Genomic DNA, 21,044 nt, shown 5'->3' with positions numbered 1-21,044 from the left:
GGGCGATGAGCGGATAATCGGGGGGCAACGCCCGCGCCGTGACGACCAGAGGGACGACAGTGACCGAGGACCACCCCGCCTTCCCGCCCGGCTTCGTCTGGGGCACCGCCACCTCCGCCTACCAGATCGAGGGGGCCGTGCACGAGAACGGCCGGGGCCCGTCGATCTGGGACACCTTCTGCCGCGTGCCCGGCGCGGTGGCCGGCGGCGACACCGGCGACGTCGCCTGCGACCACTACCACCGCTTCCAGGAGGACCTCCGGCTGCTGGCCGGCCTCGGCGTGGGCGCGTACCGGTTCTCCGTGGCCTGGCCCCGCGTGCAGCCCGACGGCCGTGGCGAGCCCAACGCGGCGGGGCTGGACTTCTACAAGCGGCTGCTGGACTCGATGCGGGACCTCGGGATCACGCCGTTCGTCACGCTGTACCACTGGGACCTGCCGCAGGCCCTGGAGGACCGCGGCGGGTGGCGCGTGCGCGACACCGCCGAGCGTTTCGCCGACTACGCCGGCATCGTGCACGACGCGCTCGCCGGCTGGGAGCCGTACTGGATCACGCTGAACGAGCCGTACTGCTCCTCGATCACAAGCTACGCCGAGGGCCGGCACGCGCCCGGCGCCAAGGAGGGCCACGGCGCGCTCGCCGCCGCCCACCACCTGCTGCTCGGGCACGGCCTCGCGGTGCCGCGGCTGCGCACCCGGGGCGGCGAGCGGGTGGGGATCACGCTCAACATGTCGCCCGCCGTGCCCGCGAGCGGGAGCCCGCAGGACGCCGCGGCGGCCCGGCGCCAGGACCTGCTGGTCAACCGGCAGTTCACCGAGCCGGTGTTCGGCGGCGCCTACCCGCGGGACATGGAGGAGACGTTCGGCGCCATCACCGACTTCTCGTTCCGCCGGGACGGCGACCTGGAGCTCATCGGGGCGCCGCTCGACTTCTTCGGGCTCAACTACTACTACCGGATCCACGCGGCCGACGCCCCGTACGCCGAGCCCGACCCGGCGCGGCGCACCGCCTTCGACATCGGGGTGCGGCACGTCACCCCCGAGGGCGGGGTGATCAGCGGTCTCGGCTGGCCCGTCGAGCCCGAGGGCCTGCGGCAGACCCTCACCGGCCTCGCCGCCCGCCACCCCGGCCTGCCGCCGGTGTACGTCACAGAGAACGGCTACGGCGAGCACGGCGACGACCTCGACGACCAGGGCCGCGTCTCCTACCTGCGCGGCCACATCGCCGCCGTCGCCGAGGCCGTCGCGGCGGGGGTGGACGTGCGGGGGTACTTCTGCTGGTCCCTGCTCGACAACTTCGAGTGGGCCCGGGGCTACGCCGCCAGGTTCGGCCTCGTGCACGTGGACTACGAGACGCAGGCCCGCACCCCGAAGGCCAGCTACCACTGGCTGCGTGACCGCATCGCCGCCTCCGGGACCGCCTGACCGGCCGGGGCGCGCGGTCCCACGGAACACCGCCCCCGGCGCCGCCGGGGGCCGCGGGCCTCAGGCCGGTTCGGGGAAGGGGGTCCCCGCGTCGTCCAGGCCGAGGGCGCGGCCGGACAGCCACTCCCCGGCGTGGGACAGGTCGCGGTCGGTCAGGCCCATCTCCGGGTCCACCTCCACCAGCAGGAAGTCCCCGACGCCGGGGTGGTCCTTCAGGTACTCCCAGTCGGCGATGCCGAGGCTGTCGTCGAACCAGACGAACGGGCGCCCGGCGACGTACTCGGCGACGTGCCGCGTCTTGAAGTGCTCACCGGCGCGGCTGCCGGGGTCGCCCGTCACCCGGATCACCGGCAGCGGCGGCAGCCCGACGCGCGGACCGATCTCGGTGTTGGCGTGGTCCTCCCAGGTCGTCGCCCACACCAGGTCGGCGCCGCCGGCGTCGGCCAGGGCGAGCAACTTGCGGCCGTGGCGCGCGTTGAGCAGCACCCGGTAGGTCCGGCCGTCCAATGTGACGTCGTGCCGCCGATGCCGCAACGTCGGCCGCCGGGCGGGGTTGAGCACCCCGTCGACGTCAAGCAGGACCAGGGGACGCTGGGTCACGTGCCGCTCCTATGTCGTCGGTGCTGGTTGACATGATGCCGTGGCGAGGGCCGGTCTTCCATTCAGGGGCCCGCACCGGTCACATCCGGCATGTTCCGCCCCACCCGTATCCGGGTCGCCCAAATCCCTCGCCCGCGGTGCCATCCACGGCCCCCCCGGCTCCGAAACAGCAGTGTCCGCTTTCTACGACGGTTGGGGTGACTGGATGAGGTCCGACCGGGCCCTCCCCCTGGACGGTGGCCGCCATGAGCGCCCCGGCCTGGAGCAACTGCTGGAACGGGTCGCCCGCGGTGACCGTCCGGCGTTCGAGCAGGTCTACGACATGGTGTCGGGGCCGGTGTACGGCCTGGCGCTGCGGGTGCTGCGGGACCCGGCGCAGGCCGAGGAGGTCGCCCAGGAGGTGCTGGTGGAGGTGTGGCGCTCCGCCGCGCGGTTCGAGGCGTCCCGCGGCTCGGCCATGTCATGGGTGATGACCATCACCCACCACCGGGCCGTGGACCGGGTGCGCACCGCGCAGGCGGCGGCCGACCGGGAGACGCGCGCCGCCCGCCTGGAGGTCCGCCGGCCCTACGACGACGTCGCCGAGTCGGTGGAGACCACCATGGAGTGGGAGCGGCTGCGCCGCTGCCTGAGCACCCTCACCGAGCTGCAGCGGGAGTCGGTCACCTACGCATACTACGGCGGGTACAGCTACCGTGAGGTCGCCGAGTTGCTGCACGTCCCGCTGGCGACGGTGAAGACCCGGATGCGTGACGGACTGATCCGCATGCGCGACTGCCTGGGGGTGGCCCGATGACCCACGACGCGCACACCCTGGCCGGCGCCTACGCGCTGTACGCCATCGACGACCCCGCCGACGAGGCCCGCTTCGAGGAGCACCTGGCCCGGTGCGCCGAGTGCGCCGAGGAGGCACGGGGGCTGCGGGAGACCACGGCCCGCCTCGGCGCCGCGGTCGCCCGGCAGCCCTCACCCGACCTGCGGTCCCGTGTCATGGCCGAGATCGGGCAGGTCCGCCAGCTTCCCCCCGCCGTCACCCCGGTCCCGTCGCGCCGCGCCAAGGCGGCCGGCCGCTCCGTGTGGTGGCCGCGCCTCGCCACCGGGCTCGCCGCCGCATGCCTCGCCGTCGCCGTCGTGGCCGGCGTGGTCGCCGTGCGGGTGCAGGACATGCTGGACCGTGAACGGGCCGGCGGTCGCGCCGTCGCCGCCGTGCTCGCCGCCCCTGACGCCCGCACCGTCAGCCGCGACACCCCCGGCGGCGCCGCCACCGTCGTCGTCTCCCGCGGCGAGAACCAGATGGTGTTCTTCTCCGCCGGCCTCGCCCCGCTCCCCGACGGCAAGACCTACCAACTGTGGCGCATCGGCCCCCGAGGCGCCCTGCCCAGCGGCCTGACCGAACCCGGCGACGACGGCCACACCCCACCGATGGTGCTCGGCGAAATCGGCGACGCCACCACAGTAGGCGTGACCGTCGAACCCGACGGCGGCTCCCCCCAGCCGTCCAGCGACCCGGTGGTAGCGGTACCACTACCCCGAGCCTGACACCAGGGTCCCTGTCGGGTCGGCGGACACGGCTCCGTCGGGTCGGCGGAGCTGGTCCTGTCGGGTCGGCGGAGCTGGCGCTGGCGGGTCGGCGCGGGGCGGGGGGGAAGCGTGTGGGGCGCTTTCCGGCGGCCGGCAGGCGGGCACGGGGGTGAAGGCGGAGCGGCCGGGTGCCCGCGGGGGCGTGACCCGGCCGCCCTCGCCGTCGCCGTGCGGCCCCTGGTGCGACGAGGGCGGTCCTTCACTCCTTCACCACGGACTCGGGCAGGTGGCCGAGGCGGCCCGGTGGCCATGGGCGCGTGTGCCTGGTGGCGTCGTCCGCCTGGGAGGGGACGGGACGGTCGGGCCGGGCCCGTGGCGGGCGGTCAGGCGGCGGATCGCTCGGGGCGTGGGGGGAGCGGGAAGCGAAGGGTGGCGGCCACCAGGTGGTCCTTCAGTTCGGTGTCGGCGACGACGTGCTCCACCGCGCCGCCCTCGTCGATGACCGCCTCGGCGAGCGCCTCGAGCACGTCCGGGGTGGGACGGGCCGGGCCGCCGCACAGCGGGCACACGTCACCGGTGGCGGCGAGCCAGCCGGAGTCCTCGCACACCACGCCGGGCATCGTCGTGCCCTCCTGCAGCAGCAGGGACTGCACGGCGGCGACCGAGCCCGCCCACAGGCAGTCGTTCAGGCCGATCGCCGCGGGCCGGCCCGCCGCGGCGCGTTCCAGCACGTCCGTCACCCGGCGGCGCTCCTCCTCGCGCTCGTACCGCTCGGCGATGCTCTCGGCGCTGTGGCGGATGTCGGCGGGCGTGGCGGTACGCGGGTCCACCGCGAAGGTGCCCGCCAGCCGCTCACGCAGCGGCCGCGGCAGGAACTCCACCATGGTGGGCACCTCCTCCGGATGCCCGCCGATGATCAGCAGCTCGTGACCGCCGGTGCGGAACAGCTCGCTGATCATGTGCGCGGTGTTGCGGTAATGCCGCCTGGCCAGGTCGTCGGCCCGGTTGCGCACGCCGTGCTCGGCGAGGCCGTACCACCCGGCGTAGTTGGGCTTGCGCAGCGCCGCGTCCTCCACCTTGCCGATCTCGCGCATCTCGTCCTGGTACAGCTCCCACGCCACCGCCGACCGCCGGTCGGTCACCACGACGCAGCTCCGGTGATACTCGTCCAGCACCCCGAGCATCGGCCGCGCCCACGCCGTGGTGTCCACCACGACGCGGTCCCGCAGCGTCCGGGGGAGCACCACCCGCTCGAACATGTCCTCCCCGCTGCACGAGAACACCGCCAGGGTGCCCGCCTCCAGCCGTGCGGCGTCCAGATCCCGCATGCCCTCCAGTCGCTCGATGTCCCCGCGCAACGACAACCGGGCCCTGCGGCCGATCGAGTCGTCCTGCGCGAGCGGCCGGATCTGATGCAGCAGACTGTTGATCCGCGTGAACAGCACCCCCCCGTCCTCCGGACTCACTCCCACATACAGGGAGACCACCGGCAACTCGCCCCCGTCGAAGCCGATGATCCGATCGACCGTGTCCTTAGTGATCATGACTCCCCCCCCGATCCGGACCGCCCCCACCACACCGGCCCGCACACCCGATTCCTTCCCCCCACCCTGCCGGTCACCCGCCTCCCTGCCCTACGACGGAGAAGGACACGCTCCAGCGGGGGTCCCCGTATTCCCGGTGGTGCCACTGTTCCTGGCGGTGGCGCTGTTCCCGACGGTGCCTGTGTCCAGGCTCCTGTTCCCGGGGTGCCGATGTTCTCGCGGTGCCCCGTGTTCCGTGGTGTTCTCTTGATCGGGCACCACATGAGAGCACCCAGCGATACCTTCCGTAACAGCGGCCCTTTAAGTAAAAGGAAACCTCGACGGACGTCGGCACCTAGTGATCTCCGGAACATCGGCACGTTAAACAACGGCGCCCTATCGGACACCAACTGGAACGCCGGCACCTCCTGAAACGGCTCGCCTCTGAAACAGCCGGCATCTGTGGAACAAGGCAGCACTACTTAGAACAAACCTACAGGGAAGTTGGAAACGCCGAAATTACAGGCATTCCCGGCACCTTGGCACCCGATACTCTCGGAACACCGGCATCTCATCGGAACACCAGCATTTCGTGGAACACCGGCATCTCATCGGAACACCGGCAATCTCGGGCATCGCCAAAAACAAATAGGCATCCCCTGGAACAGCGGTACCCCACAGAACAGCGGCATCCCGATGCTTGAACAACCCCCTGGGATATCGGCAACCTGGAAACAAAACACTCGTGTTGTCCAGTGTGCTGATGGGTGCTTGTGATCTTGTGGGATGCCGCTGTTCCCGAGGAGACCCTGTGTTCCCAGAGTCGCCTGTGTTTTCAGGTCGTCGTCCCCTCACGAATTGCCGTGTCCCCGGGAATCGTGCGCGTGTGCGGTGCGGAAGGGTGCTGGCCGGGGAGGGGGTGGCGTGCGATGATTGACCGGTTGGGCCGTCCACCACATCGGTCTCGTGGGAGTGCCATGGCTGGTAGGGCACCACTGGACCGGCCCCTGGTGCGGGCCGCCCGGCCGCCGGGGGCGACGCGGGGGGTGCTCAATCCGCGCACGGTGCGGGTCTCCTTCAGTGCGTTGCTGCGCATACGCGATGACGACGGGTACGTGCTGTTCCACATACGCAACCGGCCCGGGTCGTACGGGCCGCCCGGTGGCGTGTACAAGTACTTCCCCCCAGCCGCCCGGCTGCTGGACGGGCTCGGCTTCCGGCAGGAGCGGTTCACCTCCGAGGCCGAGCGGGCGCGGGCGGATCTGCGGGGGTTCCTGCCGGGGCGGTCGGTCCGGCCGTTCCTCACCTGGTTCGCGGGCGGCGCCTATCGCGAGGACGCCACCGAGTGCCTGCGCCGCGAGTTGGAGGAGGAGCTGGAGGAGGTCGGCCTGCCCGCTCTGGCCGCCGAGGTGCCGGGGCTGGCCTTCGCCCACCACCGCACCCTGGTCGAGGGGCCCTACAACGTGCCCGGCCGGCCGTACCGGCAGCTCCGCCGCTTCGACGTGTACGACCTGGTCACCACGGACGGTGCGGCGGCGTGGCTGTGGCAGCGGCTCATCGAGGCCGGCGCCGCCCCGTCCACCCGGGAGGTGGTCCGCGCCACCGAGCAGGAGATCCTGCACGGCCGCTGCGGCGCCGCCCTGATCGCCCCGCACTCCGCCTACCTGGTCGGCGCGCTGCGCAAACGCCAGTCCGACCTGCCCCCGATGCTCTGAAGCGTGCCGAAGACGCGTGAGGAGGCGATACCCGTGTCACCAGGGTCACCGGGGTTGCCGGGACGCGACCGGCACCCCCGCACCGGGCCGGGCTGGGACGAACTGATCGCCCGCCGCCCGCGGCGCTGGGCCGGGGGCGTACGCGACCGGTCACTGAGCCGTGTCGCGTACGACACCCCGGCGGTGTCGGCGGTGTCCCCGGCCGACGTGCCCGGCCGGGCGGGGGAGGACTGGCCGGAGGGGGAGTACGCCTGCGTCGGCGTCAGGTTCGCCGCCCGGCTGGAGCCGCCGCCGCGCGGGCGCCGCTACGTCGCCGTCTACCTGCGGGTCCGCCTCGACGACCGCCGGGCCGCGGTGGTGGACCTGCGCGCCTCCCACGCCCGCCCGCCCGCGGCCGGGCCCGGTGGCGCGCCCGGCGACCCCGGAGGGTGGGGCCCCTGGGCCTGGCCCGCCGTCCGCGACGATCCTGAGGTGTGGGCCGCCGAGGACCGGGGCCCCGGCGGAGCAGTGGGCTGGGGTGGCGGCGACGGAGGAGCCGCCGGATGGAGCGGCGGGGGAGACGTCGTGTGGAGCGGGGGAGGCGCGGCGTGGGGCGAGCTTGCGGGGCCGCGGGTGTCGGCGACCGGGCTCGGCGGGGCGGTGTTCGACTGGCTGTTCGGGGACGTCGCCGGGCGGGACGAGGTCACGGGCACGGTCGCCGCGTACGCCCTCCTACGGGTGCCGTCCGGCTTGACGCGGCTGACGGGTGAGCTGCGGGTGCACTCCTCGGTCCGCCGTCCCGCGCTCTGGCGCGGGGAAAGCGGCCCCGTCGAGCACGTCCGCGCCCGCGCCCCCTGGCGCTTCGCCGTCCCCGTCCCACCCCTGGTCACCCCGGCCGCTCAGTCGTCCGCCGGCCCGGCCGGCCGGCCGTCCGCAGGCCGGGAGGTCCCGCCTCTTCGCCTCGCCCGTACGGGAGGGGGTGCCGCGGCGGCGGAGTCCGGCTCACCGCGTGGTGCTTCGGCGCGGGGGACCCAGGGGGCCGGGGAGGAGACGCGGGTGCGGTTGTGCCTGGCGGCGGACATGGAGAGGTTCAGCAGGTTCCGCAACCCTGAGGCGGTCCGGGCGCAGGGGCGGCTGGCGGACGCGCTGGAGCGGGCCAGGGAGCACGCGGGGCTCGCTGAGGGGGAGGTCGATCTGCAGCGGTCGGGGGACGGGCAGTTCGCGGTGCTGCCCGGGCACCTGGACGAGACCGTGGTGATCCCTCTGCTGGTGGAGGGGCTGGGGCAGGCGCTGGCGGAGGTCAACGCCGACCTCAGCGAGCACGCGCGGGTGCGTCTGCGGGTGGCCGTGCACCGCGGCCTGACCACCCCGGCGGGCAACGGGTGGGTCGGCGAGGCGACCATCGCCGTGCGGCGCATCCTGGACTCGCCCGCCGCCCGCGAGGCGCTCGCCGGGCATCCGGAGGCCGACTTCGTGCTCATCGTGCCCGACGCGTTGTACCGCGACGTCATCGGGCACGGCTACGGCCGGCTGCGTCCGGAGACGTTCCACCAGGTGGAGGCCACCCTCCCCGAAAAGGGCTTCACCGAACGCGCGTGGATCCACGTCCCGGCGACCTGACCCAGCGCCGGGTACCCGTGTTCCGCGCCTCGCGGCAGGACGGCCGCGACGTGCCCGCCGGTCAGGACACCGGCGAACGGCGCGGCCGGTCAGGAGGCCGACGCGGCCAGCTTGTCGAACAGCTCGATCGCCGCGTCGCGCACCTCTCCCGGCGTCACGCCGTCCAGCACGGCGCGGGCCTCCGGCAGGTCCCGGGTCGTGGCGAGCGTGATGGCCACCGACGTGGCGGCGGCGTGCCCGAGCGAGCCCGAGGGCGCCGAGTCGGCCATCTCCTGGGCGCTCGTGGCGAGATCGAGGTTGTCGGTCTTCGGTGCGGTGGTCAACGGATTCTCCTCGCGGGTGGCGAATCAGGCGGATCATCGGTCACGGAGGCCGTCGTAGCTGCCCAGGGTGGCAAATGTTACGCAGGGTCGGCAAGCACGCGACACGCTCTTTCTCATCCTCCCCCCGGCTTCGCCGACTTACGACACCGGCCCCGGGATAGGCGGTTCTCCAGTGGCGAACACGCGGCGGACGGTCAGGCGCCGCACAGCAGGCCCACCAGGGAGCGGACGAACACCGGGGCGTCGGCCCGCACCACCACGGAAGCCCCGGGCACCGGGTCGTACGGCACGGGCGGCGGGTCGCCCCCGGGGGTGCGCATCAGCCAGGCACGGGCGTCCGGCCCGTCACCGAGCACGTTGACCGGCCCGTCGATGCGCGCGGTCTCCAGCCCGGGGTCGGCCAGCACGGCCGCGGCCAGCGGGTCGTGCAGTGGGACGGCGCGCACGCCGCGTTCCCGCTCGTAGAAGCCGAGGTAGGACGTGAGGATCGTGGCGGCGAAGCGGGCGGCCGGGGTGCGGGCGGCGCGCAGCGGGGCGAGGTCCTCCTCGCCGGCGGTGACGGTGGCCGTGACGTTCAGCCCCACCATGGTCAGGTTGTGGCGGGGCGCGGCGGCCACGGCGCGGGCGGCCGCCGGGTCGGCGGCGGTGTTGGTGTCCGGCGGGAGCCCGGGGGCCGGGGCGTAGGGGCCGCAGCCGCCCATCACCGTGACCGAACGATACTTTGTAAAGAGCGCGGGCTCGGCGCGTAACGCCCGCGCGCAGTTGGTGAGCGGCCCGAGCACCAGCAGGTCGAGGTGCCCTGGCCGTTCCCTGGCAAGCTCGACCAGCAGATCGGGAGCCGTCACGTCGGCCACGAGGGGCATCGGCCGGTCGAACCCCAGGTCCCCGAGCCCGTCGCGCCCGTGCGCGGAACGCCGCGTCTCGCCGCGGCGCCGCGCGTCCCCGTGCAGCGGCCCGGTGGCGCCGCGTGCCACCGGCACCTTCAGGTCGAGCAGGCGCAGGACGTGGCCGATGTTGCGCACCGCGTCGCTCTCCGCGCAGTTCCCGAACGACGAGGCCACCGCCACGATCTGGGTGTCCGGCCGCGCCCCGAGGTACAGCAGGGCCAGCGCGTCGTCGATGCCGCAGTCGCTGTCGACGACGACCCGCCGCCCGCCGCTCACGGTCACCGTGCGCCGGCCGTGTCGCCGGCCGGTACGGGGCCGGGGTGCGCGGCGGCGAGGTCGGCGGGGGCGTAGGCGCCCCGCTCGGTGACGATCCTGGTGACCAGGTGGGGCGGGGTGGCGTCGAACGCGGGGTAGTAGCCGACGGCGCCCTCCGCGGCGGTGCGGGCGCCGAGGGCGTGCAGGACCTCGGCGCCGTCGCGGTGCTCGATCTCGACGTCCGCGATGCCGGGGGAGTGGGGGTCGGGGCCGTGGGCCAGCACGTAGAACGGCACGCCGAAGGCCCGCGCGGCCAGCGCCACCGCCAGCGTGCCCACCTTGTTGACCACGTGGCCGTCCATGGTGACCCGGTCGGAGGCGACCATCGCCACGTCGGCCAGCCCGTCGGCGAGCGCGGCCGGCACCATGCCGTCGGTGATCACCGTGGGCCGGTACCCCATCTCCACCAGTGTCGCCGCGGTGAGCCGTGCGCCTTGGAGGTACGGCCGGGTCTCGGTGCAGACGAACTCCAGCCGCTTGCCGAGGTCCTCGGCCGCCTGGACCGCGGCGACGAGGTAGGCGTCCCCCCAGCAGTGGGTGAGCACCCGCGCGCCGTCCGGCAGCAGCGTGGCGGCGTTGCGGCCGAGCGCCGCGCACCCCGCCCGGTACGCCGCGTCGTGCGCCGCCGCGGCCTCGGCCACGGCCGGGACCAGTTCCTCGCCCGAGGCGTCCGCCAAGGGGCCGTCCACCGTGGCCAGCAGGATCTCCCGTACCGCGTCCCTGATGTGGTTGTTGGTCGGCCGGGTGGCGACCAACCGCCGTCCCGCGGCCCGCAGCCGGTCGGCGGCCTCCCCGGGCGCGGCGCCCCGGGCCTCGCGGGCGGCCAGCGTCATGCCGGCGGTGGTGGCGAACAGCGGCCCGTGGCTCTGGGTGACCATCTGCTCGATCGCCACCGCCACGTCCTCCGCCGTGCGGCAGCGCACCCAGCGCCGCTCGAACGGGTAGACCCTGCGGTCGAGTATCTCCACGCCGTCCTCGGTGGTGCGCACCGAGTCGGCGAGCGAGGGCGTCTTCCTGGTCACCGTTGCCGTCCCTTCCCGTGGCCCGCGCCGGGCGTACCGGCCCCCTGCCATGCTCACGCCCGCGGAGCCGTCCGGGAAGCCCTCGGACCCGCGCGCACCACATTAGGCGGCACTCCTGGCGGGCCTCTGGCGCGGGACCGCCGGGTCACTCAGGGACAGGTCGGCATGGCGGTGGGGCGGTGCGGCGGGGGAGAGGCGCCCGACAGGGGGAGGCGCAGCACGAAACGGGCGCCCTGATCGCTCGGCTCGATCGACAGGGTGCCGCCGCTCAGCTCGGCGATCTGACGGGCGATGGCGAGGCCGAGGCCGGTGCCGCCGGAGTCCTTGTGCCGGGCGGCGGGGAGCCGCGTGAAGCGCTGGAAGACCTGCTCCCACTTGTCGCGCTCGATGCCCGGCCCGTCGTCCAGCACCTCCATCACCGCCACGCCGTGCGGGAAACGCCGGTCGCCCGGCTCGGCCGTCTGCTTGCGGACCGCCACGCAGATCGCGGTGTCGGCGTGCCGCTCGGCGTTGTCGAGCAGGTTGATGAGCAGCCGGGACAGCCGGAGCGGGTCGCCCTCCACGATGACGTTCGGCTCCAGATCCGGTTTGAGTTTCTTGGACGTCTGGCGGCCGCTGAGCTCCCCGGCGACCAGCGCGGACAGATCGATCACCTCGTGGCCGCCGGGTGTGCCCGCGTCGAGCCGGGCGACCATCAGCAGGTCGCAGACGATGGCCTGCAGGCGGTCCAGGCTGACCAGCAGGTTGTCGCCGATGACGTCCAGCCGGGTCTCCTCCGGGGCCAGCAGGGCGTCCTCGACCTGGGCCCGCATCGCGGTGATGGGACTGCGCAGGTCGTGGGAGGCGTCCGAGGCGAACTGGCGTTGCTGCTCCAGGGCCACCTGGAGCCGGTCCAGGGTGTGGTTCACGCTGTGCGCGAGGGTGCTGAACTCGTCCTGCCCCGGCGGCACGGGCACCCGCCGCTCCGGGCAACTGGCGTTGATCGTGTCGAGCTCCGCCCTGATGGCGTTCACCGGCCGCAGCGACGACCGCAGGACCCGGCGGCAGCCGAACGCCGTCACCGCCGTGAGCACGACCACACCGAGCCCCAGCAGCGCCGCCAGCCGTGGGTGCACCAGCGGCGGCACATCGGGCGCCGCGCAGTACACCAGCCATGTCCTCCCCTCCAACGACACGCTGCGCGCCACCACCAGATGACATCCCGGAAGCGCCCCGTCACACACTTCCCGGTACGCGATCCCGGTACCCGCCGAGGGCTTGAACGCGGCGATGGGCTGCGGCCGGCCCTCCACCCGCGGCGTGGACGCCACCACCGTCCCCGACGGATCGACCACCTGGACGAAGTCGACGTTCCCGTACGGCTTGGGATTGATGACCTGCCCCTTCTGCAACTCCGCAGCCACCTGCTCCGCGGAAGCCGTCACCTCACCCCGCAGGTACTCCCCTGCCAGCCGGTTGACCGTGGTCGCGAGCACGGCTGCGAGCAGCGTCGACAACAACGCCGCCACAGCCCCCGCGAACACGGTGATACGGGTCCCCACCGACCACCGGCGCCACACGGCCAATATCCAGCGCCTCCCCACGTCCGGCTATCCACCAGTCGACCACACCCCCCATAGGCCACCTTCAGTGGGGGCAGCCATAAGCCCAGGTCAGCACGGGTCACCATCCCCACACGGCACATGGAGTGTGAGGGGCGGCCTCCGGACGGTGTGCCGGAAGGCCGGGGCGGATCGTCCCGGGGCCGGGGCCGCCGGGGCGGGGAGTTCTCGGCGGAGCGGTTACGGCAAGGTGCCCGGGAGACGTCCCGGTGGCAGAGCCGGCGCAGGGGAGTGCCCGGGTGGCCGGGGCCGGCCGGTCCGGGGCGTGTCTCCACCACGTCCGGGGCGGCCGGTCGCGGTGGAGGGGCCGGTGGCCTGGCCGGATGCTGACTGGGGTGCCCCGGTGGCAGGGGCGGGCCGGTTCAGGGGCGGAACGTTCGGGGGCCGGGGGCGATCGTTCCGGGGAATCTGCCGGGACGGCCAGGGGCGGCCGGTCCCGGCGGAGTGGCGGAGGCCGGGCGGACGGTCTGGGGGAGTGTCCGGGGCCGGGTCAGTCGGTGGGGCCGGTGGCGGATCCGTCGGCGCGCGCCGGGGTGCCGTCGCGCGCGGTCAGTGAGCGTACCGCTTCGGTCAGGTGGGCCACCTGGAGCTCGAGATTGTGGACCCGCGCCTCCAGCTCCATGGAGCTGGGCGGCTGATATGCGGCGATCTGCCTTGGCATCGGCGACCGCTCCCTTCCGTGTGGTGTGCGCGGCGTGAAGGGACGCGAGCGATGCCCGCGCGATCCCAGCTCTTTACCTCTGCCCAGCCTGCGGCCGGGCAAGCGCACACTCCACCATTTACCCGGCACAGGTTTGCATGAAGCCCGTCCCGTGACCAGCCGGGGAAATCCGTCCGCGTCCAGGTGGCCGGAGGTGCTGTGACGCGCATGCGGATGCCGCGCCGTCACGGGCCCGGAGGGATCATCTCGCGCAGCGGGACGCCGTCGTGGAGGATCAGGATCCGGGTGGACAGGGGTGCCGCGTCGGCGGGGTCGGTGACGGTCAGTACACACGCGCCGGGGAAGGCCGCCAGGTGGTGGCGCAGCAGGGAGTGGGCCCGGGGCCGGGGCAGGGTGCCCGTGGTCAGGGGTTCGTCCAGGAGCAGGAGCCGGGGACGTACGGCCAGGGCGCGGGCGAGGGCCACGCGGTGGCTCTCCCCGGGCGTGAGGTCGCGCGGCCGGGCGTGGTGACGGCCGGAGAGTCCCACCTGCTCCAGCCAGATGGCCGCGCTGTGCCGCGCGGCGGCCCGGGAGGCACCGTGGCAGCGGGGGCCGAAGGCCACGTTCTCCAGCACGGTCAGATGAGGAAACAGCAGCGGCTCCCCCGCGACCATCGCGACCGGCCGGCGACCGGCGGGCCAGGCGTTCATGGGTACGCCGTCCAGCGTGAGATACCCCCCGCACGAAGGCTGCAGCCCCGCGAGCACACGCAGCGCGGTGGTCTTCCCCACCCCTTCGCCCCCCGCCAGCGCGACGACCTCCCCGTCACGCGCGGCGATCCGCACGTCCAGCCGGAACCCCGGCCACTCGGCCACCAGGTGCGCGTCCATCATGAGGGACACACCCACCGCCCACGCAGACCCCACAGCACCACCGCGGTCAGCACCAGCAACACGGGCCCGAGCACCAGGACCACTCCCGGCGTGACGGCGAGGACACTCCCGGGCGGCACGGCACCGAGCAGCCCGTCGGAAGTGACGGCGGCGGAGCCGGCGTGACCACCCGGCACGGCGCCACCCGGCACGGCGCCACCCGGCACGGCGCCACCCGGCACGGCGCCACCCGGCACGGCGCCGCCGGGGAGGGCGCCGCCCGGGACGGGGGCCGCGGGGTGGGCGAGGCCCTGGGTGACGGTCGTCACGGCGGCGGCCTCGCCCAGGGACCTGAGCCAGCACAGGGCGGTGGCGGCGGCGAGGCCGGGGGCGGTGAGGGGAAGGGTGACGCGGCGCAGGGCGGTGCCTCGGGTGGCGCCCAGGGCTTGCGCGGTCTCGGCGAGGCGGGGGTCGGCGGCGCGGAAGGTGCCTTCGGCGCACAGGACCAGGAACGGCAGGGCGGTGAAGGCTTGGGCGGTCACCATGGCGGCCGTGGGGGAGATGGTCACGCCGAGTACGGTGGAGGGCCATCGGCCGAGCACACCGCCTGGGCCGAGCACCGTCAGCAGGGCCACCCCGGCCGCCGCCGGTGGCAGGACCAGCGGGGCCAGGACCAGCGTCCGCACCGCCGCCCGGCCCCGGAAGTCCCCCCGGGCGAGCATCCATGCCAGCGGCACGCCGGTCGCCAGGCATCCGAGGGTCGCGATCGACGAGGTCAGCAGGGACAGGCGCACCGCCGCCCCCATCCCGTCCGGGGCCGCGTCCCAGGCGGCGAGGCCCGCGAGCAGCAGTCCTCCCAGCGGCAGCGCCACGGACAGCAGCCCGGCCGCCGCCGGCACGAGCACCCGCAGGGGGGCCGGGCACGGCCACGCGGGCATCCGGCGCCGCACCCGTCGCCGGCCCCACACCGGCACCGATATCCCCATGTCGCGATGCCTCCCCTTCTTTCCCGCGCGCCACGCCGACGCCCCCGGACGTCCCGCACACCCGCGGCGTCCTGGAGGAGGTCGCTGCGGGGGTGTGGCGGGTAGGCGAGGTTTACCGGGCGCGGTGCGGTGTAGAGGACGGCTCGGAGAAAGGGGTTTCCATGAATTCCGTGGCGTCTGCGGGCGGGCAGGTGAGTGGGGCCGCGAGACGGGCGGCCAACCATCCCACCTTCGACAAGCTCGCGCGATTCGGTATGGCGTGCCGGGGGGTCATGTACGCGTTGATCGGCGTGCTCGCCCTGCGGATCGCGTTCGGTGGCGGGGGTGAGGAGGCGGACAAGACCGGGGCGGTCCGCACGGTGGCCGAGCAGCCGTTCGGGACCGTGGTGTTGTGGGCGCTGGCGGTCGGGTTCGTGGCGCTTGCGCTGTGGCAGCTGTCGGAGGCGCTGTTCGGCGGGCTGCACGGCATGGACCGGGCCGAAGCGGTGTTCCGGACCGTCGTGTACACGCTCGCGGTGAGCACCATCCTGAGCTTCCTGCTGAAGGGGAGCACGGGGTCCTCCACGGACACCCAGTCCAAGGACCTCACCGCCACGATCATGGAGTGGCCGGGCGGGCAGTTCATCGTGGGGCTGATCGGCCTCGCCGTCGCCGGCCTCGGCGTCTACTGGATCCGCGAGGGCGTCACCAAGAAGTTCCGCCAGTACCTGCGCGTCGGCGAGATGTCCCCGAAGGTGCAGGACGTGGTCACGAAGCTCGGCATGGCCGGTTACGTCGCGCGCGGCGTCATCGCGGTGGCGGCGGGCGCGTTCCTCGTGCACGCGGCGATCGTCTTCGACCCCGAGGAGGCCAAGGGCATCGACTCGACGCTCCGCTCCTTCGCCGAGCTGCCGTTCGGCCCGTGGCTGCTCGGCCTGGTGGCGCTCGGCCTGATCCTGTTCGCGGTCTACTGCTTCGCCGAGGCCCGCTGGCGTCGCACCTGACCCCACCTCGGACGACGCGGGGCCCGGCCGGGATGGCCGGGCCCCGCCGCCGTGTCTCAGACGTTGCGCCGGTACTGGCCGCCGGCCTCGAACAGCGCCTCGGTGATCTGCCCGAGGGAGCAGACCCGGGCGGCGTCCATCAGGGCCTGGAACGCGTTGCCGTCCGACATCGCGGCCTCCTTGAGCCGCCGCAGCGCCTCGGGCGCCTCCGCGGCGTGCTCGCGCTGGAAGTCCCGCAGCCGGGTGAGCTGGCTCCGCTTCTCCTCCTCGGTGCCGCGGGCCAGTTCCAGCGTCCCGTGCTCGGGCTCCCCGGCGGGGTTGCGGAAGGTGTTCACCCCGATGATCGGGAGCGACCCGTCGTGCTTGCGGGTCTCGTACAGCATCGACTCGTCCTGGATGCGCCCGCGCTGGTAGCCGGTCTCCATCGCCCCGAGCACCCCGCCGCGGTCCGACAGCCGCTCGAACTCGGCGAGCACCGCCTCCTCCACCAGATCGGTGAGGTCCTCGATGACGTACGACCCCTGCAGCGGGTTCTCGTTGGACGCCAGGCCCCACTCCCTGTTGATGATCATCTGGATGGCCATGGCGCGCCGCACCGAGTCCGGGCTCGGCGTGGTGACCGCCTCGTCGAAGGCGTTGGTGTGCAGGCTGTTGCAGTTGTCGTACACCGCGATCAGCGCCTGCAGCGTGGTGCGGATGTCGTTGAAGTTCATCTCCTGGGCGTGCAGCGACCGCCCGGACGTCTGGATGTGGTACTTGAGCTTCTGCGACCGCTCGCCCGCGCCGTACCGCTCCCGCATGGCGACCGCCCAGATCCGCCGCGCCACCCGCCCGAGCACGCTGTACTCGGGGTCCATGCCGTTGGAGAAGAAGAACGACAGATTGGGCGCGAAGTCGTCGATCGCCATGCCACGCGCGAGGTACGCCTCGACGTAGGTGAACCCGTTGGCCAGCGTGAACGCGAGCTGGGTGATCGGGTTGGCCCCGGCCTCGGCGATGTGGTACCCCGAGATCGACACCGAGTAGAAGTTGCGCACCCGGTTGGCGATGAACCACTCCTGCACGTCGGCCATCATGCGCAGCGAGAAGTCGGTGGAGAAGATGCAGGTGTTCTGCCCCTGGTCCTCCTTGAGGATGTCGGCCTGCACGGTGCCGCGCACGGTGGCCAGCGTCGCCGCCCGCACCTGCTCGGCCTCGGCGGCGTCCGGCGCGCGGCCGTGCTCGGCGGCGAAGCGGTCGAGCGCCTGGTCGACCGCGGTGTGCAGGAAGAACGCCAGGATGGCCGGGGCCGGGCCGTTGATGGTCATCGACACCGAGGTGGACGGCGAGGTGAGGTCGAAGCCGTCGTACAGCGCCTTCATGTCGTCCAGCGTCGCGATCGACACCCCGGACGTGCCGACCTTGCCGTACACGTCGGGCCGCTCGGCGGGGTCGTTGCCGTACAGGGTGACCGAGTCGAAGGCCGTGGACAGCCGCACCGCGGGCTGGCCCCGCGACAGCAGCTTGAACCGCCGGTTGGTGCGGAAGGGGTCGCCCTCCCCGGCGAACATCCGCGTGGGGTCCTCGTCGGCCCGTTTGAACGGGAACACCCCGGCGGTGAAGGGGAACCGGCCCGGCAGGTTCTCCGAGCGCAGGAACCGCAGCAGGTCGCCGTGGTCGGTGAGCCGGGGCAGCGCCACCCGCGGCACCTTGCTGCCCGACAGCGTGGTGCGCCACAGCGGCGTGCGCTGCTCGGCGCCGCGCACGGTGACCACGAGCTCGCCGGCGGAGTACGCGGCCACCGTCTCCGGCCAGCCGTCCAGCAGCGCCCGGTCGGCGGGGTCCTGCTCGCCGTCGGCACGCTCGCGCAGCGCGTCCAGGGTCTCGGTGTCCCCGCCGCCGGCGGCCACGAGCGCGGACGCCTCGGCGAGCCGCTGGCGGCGGCGGGCGATCTCGGCCTGCTCGGCGGTGCGCCGGTGGTACCCGCGCACCGTCTCGGCGATGTCGGCCAGGTAGCGCACCCGGGACGGCGGCACGATCGCGGTACCCAGGCTGGAGGTCGTCACCTCGGCCCGCGGCAGCAGGCCCGCCCCCGAGGGCAGGCCGTGCTCCTCCAGCAGGGCGCGCAGCCGGTGGTACAGCGCGGTGACGCCGTCGTCGTTGAACCGCGAGGCCACCGTGCCGTACACCGGCATGTCCTCCGGCGCCGACCCGAACGCCTCGCGGTTGCGCACGAGCTGGCGCCGTACGTCGCGCAGCGCGTCCTGCGCCCCGCGCCGGTCGAACTTGTTGATCGCGACCACGTCGGCGAAGTCCAGCATGTCGATCTTCTCGAGCTGGGAGCTCGCGCCGAACTCCGGCGTCATCACGTACAGCGAGACGTCGCTGAACGGCACGATCGCCGCGTCGCCCTGCCCGATGCCCGGCGTCTCCACGATCACCAGGTCGTAGCCGGCCGCCTTGCACACCTCGATCACGTCCCCGAGGTGGCCGGGCAGCTCGTGCGCGCCGCGGGTGGCGAGCGAGCGGAAGAAGACCCGGTCGCCGCCGAGGCTGTTCATGCGGATGCGGTCGCCGAGCAGCGCGCCGCCGCCGCGCCGCCGGGTCGGGTCGACGGCGATCACCGCCACCCGGAGCTTGTCCTCGTCGTCCAGCCGCAGGCGGCGCACCAGCTCGTCGGTGAGCGACGACTTGCCCGACCCGCCGGTGCCGGTGATGCCGAGCACCGGGACGCGCCGCCCGGCCGCCGCCTCCCGCAGCGCCGCGAGGTACGCCTCCCCGGCCTTGCCCGCCTCGGCGAACGTGATGGCCCTGGCCACCGCGCCCTGGTCGCCGCCCGCGACGGCGGGCGGCTCGGCACCGGCGGTGAGGTCGGTGTCGCACGCCTCGACGATCGTGTTGATCATGCCGGCGAGCCCGAGGCGCTGGCCGTCCTCGGGGGAGAAGACCTTGGTCACGCCGTGCTTCTCCAGCGCGGCGATCTCGGCGGGCACGATGACGCCGCCGCCCCCGCCGTACACCTTGACGTGCCCGGCGCCCCGTTCGCGCAGCAGGTCCACCAGGTAGGTGAAGAACTCGACGTGGCCGCCCTGGTAGGAGCTGACCGCCACGGCCTGGGCGTCCTCCTGCACGGCCGCGGTGACGATCTCCTCCACCGACCGGTCGTGGCCGAGGTGGATCACCTCCGCACCCTGGGACTGGAGGATGCGCCGCATGATGTTGATGGCCGCGTCGTGCCCGTCGAACAGCGCCGCCGCTGTGACGACGCGTACGGGATTGGCAGGTACGTGCACGGCGTTCCTCCAGAGGTACTAGGACGTCCAACTAAATTGTAGGTCGTCCTAGTAATAATCTGAAGCAACGGCCCTCACCGATCGGAAGGCCACGCCGTCCCGCCCATCGAATGGCGCAATTCCACGGCGTCCGCACGCACCGCCGGCGGGTCCTCGCCCTTGAGCAGCACCCGGGCCATGAGGCCGGCCACGGCCGCCATCTCCCGCGGGCCGAACCCGTGCCGGGTCACCTCCTGCGTGCCGATCCGCAGGCCCCGCATCGGCTCGCCGGGCGCCGCGCCGGGCAGGCCGATGCCGCTGAGGTAGATCCCCGCCGCCGCCAGCGTCCGCGCCGCCGGGTCGCCGCCGCCGAACGCCGCGGCGTCCACCGCGACGTGGTGGGAGGCCGTGCAGCCGAGCTCCGCCGCCGCCACGGTGAACCCGGCCGCGCGCAGCTCACCGGCGAGCGCCGCGGCCCCGGCCATGCAGGCGTCCGCGTACGCCGCACCGTGCTCGGCCAGCTCGGCGGCGGTGACGGCCAGCGGGGCGAGCCGCGCGGCGTCGTAGTTGGCGGTCAGGCCGGGGTAGGCGGCGGCGGACACCCGCTCGGCCAGCCGGGCGTCCCGGGTGACGATCGCCGCGCCGGGCGGGCCGCCGAACGACTTGTAGGTGGACATGGTGAGCAGGTGCGCGCCCTCGGCCAGCGGGCGCTGGAAACGGCCGCCCGCGATCAGCCCGGCCACGTGGGAGGCGTCGTAGATCAGTGTCGCGCCCGTCTCGTCGCAGGCGGCCCGCACCGCCGCGACGTCGTGCGGGAACAGCATGAGGCTGCCGCCGATCACCACGACCGCCGGGTTCTCGCGGCGCAGGAAGGCGGGCAGGCGCCGCAGGTCGATGTTGAACGCGGCGGCGTCGTAGGGCAGGTCCACCACCCGCAGCCCGCGCACCCCGGCCGCGCCCTGCGCGTGGTGGCTGGCGTGCCCGCCGGCCGCCTCCGGCAGCACGGCGACCGTGTCGCCCGGCCGGGCCAGGGCCGTGTAGCAGGCCAGGTTGGCCATGGTGGCGCTCTGCAGCCGCACCTCGGCGTACCCGCCGTCCATGACCGCGGCCACCCGCATCGGGGTCAGCGTCTCCAGCACGTCCAGGTGGTCCAGGCCGGCCTGGAACTTCTCGCCGGGCCACCCCATGGAGGGGCGGGTGGACAGCGTCGCGCGGTGCGCCGCGAGGGCGCGGGGGCTCATCGTGTTGGTTCCGGCGTACAGCACGATGCCGTCGTCGTCGAACGCGCGGCGGTGCGCGTCCAGCGCGGCGGTGACGGTGCGGGATACGCCCTCGGCGTCGAGGCCGCCGAGGGCGGCCTCCAGCTCCGCCAGGCGCCTCAGCGCGCGGGGGGAGGCCCAGGGTGCGACGCGGCTGTGCGTGTCCAGGGTGACCAGCTCCGTTCGACGGGACGTGGAGATCTTCGGGGCGTCCGGGCGCGGTATACCCGCTCCGACCAGCAGACACCCATATAACTCTTATAAGGTGTCAAAGCCGACAAATCACCACCGAAAGCTATCTGATGCACCCTGACCACACCCATGTGTTCGAGCTTGACCTGACCGCGCACGAGGCGCGCCGCCGTGCCGAGGTGCTCGCCGCCCTCGGTGACGGCTGGGACCCCGCGGCCGTGCTGCGCGCCGAGCAGGAGGCCTTCGCTCTGCTGTACTCGGGCCTGGACGAGGAGCAGGAGCGGACCTACGCGATGCTGGCCGAGGCCGGCGTCCTGCCCCCGAGGTAGCC

At 73.7% G+C, this 21,044-nt stretch carries 18 protein-coding genes; 7 read left to right on the top strand and 11 right to left on the bottom strand.

Translation table 11 applies throughout. From position 1 onward, the window contains the following. Positions 1-59 precede the first annotated feature (59 nt). Positions 60-1,424, top strand: coding sequence for a GH1 family beta-glucosidase (locus tag ABGB17_RS26985; protein ID WP_347634381.1), 1,365 nt, complete (start codon positions 60-62; stop codon positions 1,422-1,424). A 60-nt stretch (positions 1,425-1,484) separates the two neighbouring features. Here ABGB17_RS26985 and ABGB17_RS26980 read toward each other — a convergent pair whose 3' ends face one another. Then, positions 1,485-2,024 (bottom strand): HAD domain-containing protein, encoded by a 540-nt coding sequence (locus ABGB17_RS26980; protein WP_347634379.1) that lies wholly within the window; start codon positions 2,022-2,024, stop codon positions 1,485-1,487. A gap of 205 nt (positions 2,025-2,229) precedes the next feature. Between ABGB17_RS26980 and sigK the strand changes: the two genes are divergently transcribed. After that, positions 2,230-2,820, top strand: a complete 591-nt coding sequence (gene sigK / locus ABGB17_RS26975) for an ECF RNA polymerase sigma factor SigK (protein WP_347634377.1) — start codon at positions 2,230-2,232, stop codon at positions 2,818-2,820. Further along, positions 2,817-3,563 (top strand): anti-sigma factor, encoded by a 747-nt coding sequence (locus ABGB17_RS26970; RefSeq protein WP_347634375.1) that lies wholly within the window; start codon positions 2,817-2,819, stop codon positions 3,561-3,563. The genes sigK and ABGB17_RS26970 overlap by 4 nt, the downstream gene beginning before the upstream one ends. 365 nt (positions 3,564-3,928) lie before the next feature. Here ABGB17_RS26970 and ABGB17_RS26965 read toward each other — a convergent pair whose 3' ends face one another. Continuing rightward, a complete protein-coding gene (locus tag ABGB17_RS26965; protein ID WP_347634373.1) occupies positions 3,929-5,089 on the bottom strand; it encodes a hypothetical protein in 1,161 nt (386 codons plus the stop codon). Positions 5,090-6,045: 956 nt separating this feature from the next. Here ABGB17_RS26965 and ABGB17_RS26960 point away from each other — a divergent pair. Further along, entirely contained in the window at positions 6,046-6,783 is a 738-nt protein-coding gene (locus tag ABGB17_RS26960) for a hypothetical protein (RefSeq protein ID WP_347634372.1), read from the top strand. A 33-nt stretch (positions 6,784-6,816) separates the two neighbouring features. Continuing rightward, positions 6,817-8,382 carry a hypothetical protein gene (locus tag ABGB17_RS26955; RefSeq protein ID WP_347634370.1) on the top strand — a complete coding sequence of 522 codons (1,566 nt, stop codon included), beginning with the start codon at positions 6,817-6,819 and terminating at the stop codon, positions 8,380-8,382. A gap of 89 nt (positions 8,383-8,471) precedes the next feature. Here the strand turns inward: ABGB17_RS26955 and ABGB17_RS26950 are convergent, their stop codons facing one another. The 7 genes from ABGB17_RS26950 to ABGB17_RS26920 all read right to left on the bottom strand — a co-directional run bounded on the left by ABGB17_RS26950 (position 8,472) and on the right by ABGB17_RS26920 (position 15,028). Beyond that, a complete protein-coding gene (locus tag ABGB17_RS26950) occupies positions 8,472-8,705 on the bottom strand; it encodes a hypothetical protein (protein WP_347634368.1) in 234 nt (77 codons plus the stop codon). Between the two features lie 194 nt (positions 8,706-8,899). Next, positions 8,900-9,868, bottom strand: a complete 969-nt coding sequence (locus ABGB17_RS26945) for a nucleoside hydrolase (RefSeq protein ID WP_347634366.1) — start codon at positions 9,866-9,868, stop codon at positions 8,900-8,902. A gap of 2 nt (positions 9,869-9,870) precedes the next feature. Further along, the gene (locus ABGB17_RS26940; RefSeq protein WP_347634364.1) at positions 9,871-10,929 is read right to left on the bottom strand and encodes a hypothetical protein; all 1,059 of its coding nucleotides are present in this window, start codon (positions 10,927-10,929) and stop codon (positions 9,871-9,873) included. A 149-nt stretch (positions 10,930-11,078) separates the two neighbouring features. Further along, entirely contained in the window at positions 11,079-12,470 is a 1,392-nt protein-coding gene (locus ABGB17_RS26935) for a HAMP domain-containing sensor histidine kinase (protein ID WP_347634362.1), read from the bottom strand. A gap of 550 nt (positions 12,471-13,020) precedes the next feature. Continuing rightward, a complete protein-coding gene (locus ABGB17_RS26930; RefSeq protein WP_347634360.1) occupies positions 13,021-13,191 on the bottom strand; it encodes a hypothetical protein in 171 nt (56 codons plus the stop codon). A gap of 224 nt (positions 13,192-13,415) precedes the next feature. Next, positions 13,416-14,063 carry an ATP-binding cassette domain-containing protein gene (locus ABGB17_RS26925; protein WP_347634359.1) on the bottom strand — a complete coding sequence of 216 codons (648 nt, stop codon included), beginning with the start codon at positions 14,061-14,063 and terminating at the stop codon, positions 13,416-13,418. Beyond that, positions 14,060-15,028 carry an ABC transporter permease subunit gene (locus ABGB17_RS26920; RefSeq protein WP_347634357.1) on the bottom strand — a complete coding sequence of 323 codons (969 nt, stop codon included), beginning with the start codon at positions 15,026-15,028 and terminating at the stop codon, positions 14,060-14,062. Before ABGB17_RS26920 ends, ABGB17_RS26925 begins: the two co-directional genes overlap by 4 nt. 161 nt (positions 15,029-15,189) lie before the next feature. On the opposite strand from ABGB17_RS26920, the gene ABGB17_RS26915 reads away from it, so the two are divergent. Further along, on the top strand, positions 15,190-16,011 hold the full coding sequence (locus ABGB17_RS26915; protein WP_347634355.1) for a DUF1206 domain-containing protein: 822 nt from the start codon (positions 15,190-15,192) through the stop codon (positions 16,009-16,011). 56 nt (positions 16,012-16,067) lie between these two features. Here the strand turns inward: ABGB17_RS26915 and icmF are convergent, their stop codons facing one another. Continuing rightward, positions 16,068-19,283, bottom strand: a complete 3,216-nt coding sequence (icmF, locus tag ABGB17_RS26910; protein ID WP_347634353.1) for a fused isobutyryl-CoA mutase/GTPase IcmF — start codon at positions 19,281-19,283, stop codon at positions 16,068-16,070. A 74-nt stretch (positions 19,284-19,357) separates the two neighbouring features. Beyond that, a complete protein-coding gene (locus ABGB17_RS26905) occupies positions 19,358-20,626 on the bottom strand; it encodes a beta-eliminating lyase-related protein (protein WP_347634401.1) in 1,269 nt (422 codons plus the stop codon). 218 nt (positions 20,627-20,844) lie between these two features. Between ABGB17_RS26905 and ABGB17_RS26900 the strand changes: the two genes are divergently transcribed. Beyond that, positions 20,845-21,042: a DUF6400 family protein gene (locus ABGB17_RS26900; protein WP_347634351.1), complete on the top strand. Its 198-nt coding sequence runs from the start codon at positions 20,845-20,847 to the stop codon at positions 21,040-21,042. Positions 21,043-21,044 lie beyond the last annotated feature (2 nt).

The sequence above is a fragment of the Sphaerisporangium sp. B11E5 genome (genome assembly GCF_039871875.1).
GTDB lineage: Bacteria > Actinomycetota > Actinomycetes > Streptosporangiales > Streptosporangiaceae > Sphaerisporangium.
The sequence above is the reverse complement of the archived record's forward strand: the minus strand, read 5'-3'. Positions and strand labels throughout refer to the sequence as shown.

Excerpts from the sequence above, each read along its gene's own strand:
- sigK (WP_347634377.1), top strand. The coding sequence starts at position 2,230 with ATGAGGTCCGACCGGGCCCTCCCCCTGGACGGTGGCCGCCATGAGCGC.
- ABGB17_RS26970 (WP_347634375.1), top strand. The coding sequence starts at position 2,817 with ATGACCCACGACGCGCACACCCTGGCCGGCGCCTACGCGCTGTACGCC.
- ABGB17_RS26965 (WP_347634373.1), bottom strand. The coding sequence starts at position 5,089 with ATGATCACTAAGGACACGGTCGATCGGATCATCGGCTTCGACGGGGGC.
- ABGB17_RS26960 (WP_347634372.1), top strand. The coding sequence starts at position 6,046 with ATGGCTGGTAGGGCACCACTGGACCGGCCCCTGGTGCGGGCCGCCCGG.
- ABGB17_RS26930 (WP_347634360.1), bottom strand. The coding sequence starts at position 13,191 with ATGCCAAGGCAGATCGCCGCATATCAGCCGCCCAGCTCCATGGAGCTG.
- ABGB17_RS26925 (WP_347634359.1), bottom strand. The coding sequence starts at position 14,063 with ATGATGGACGCGCACCTGGTGGCCGAGTGGCCGGGGTTCCGGCTGGAC.
- ABGB17_RS26920 (WP_347634357.1), bottom strand. The coding sequence starts at position 15,028 with ATGGGGATATCGGTGCCGGTGTGGGGCCGGCGACGGGTGCGGCGCCGG.
- ABGB17_RS26915 (WP_347634355.1), top strand. The coding sequence starts at position 15,190 with ATGAATTCCGTGGCGTCTGCGGGCGGGCAGGTGAGTGGGGCCGCGAGA.